General features: G+C 63.6%; 1 protein-coding gene. It reads left to right on the top strand.

Annotation, left to right across the window (positions count from 1 at the left end; genetic code table 11):
• A partial coding sequence (locus tag PU724_RS34115; protein ID WP_426213879.1) for a hypothetical protein occupies positions 1-236 on the top strand: 236 nt, incomplete at both ends.

Raw genomic sequence — 236 nt, 5'->3', positions numbered from 1 at the left:
ATCGTCTATGATCGCAATGGCAGTGATACAGCCGACTTCCTGTTCCTGCCTGTCAACGATGCCAGCGCTACCGATCCTGAACGCCGCGGCACCCACTGGTCGCTGCTTTTGGTTGATCGACGCGAGCGGGAAAGGCCGGTTGCCTATCATTACGACTCCGCCGGGCCGCTCAACGAGCAGCCCGCGGCACAGCTCGCACGACGGCTGGGAGCCTGCCTGGAGCCGGTCCGCATGAC

This window comes from Mesorhizobium abyssinicae (assembly GCF_049887195.1).
Taxonomy (GTDB): domain Bacteria; phylum Pseudomonadota; class Alphaproteobacteria; order Rhizobiales; family Rhizobiaceae; genus Mesorhizobium; species Mesorhizobium abyssinicae.
Note: the sequence above shows the minus strand (reverse complement) of the source record. Positions and strands in the feature narration are given on the sequence as shown.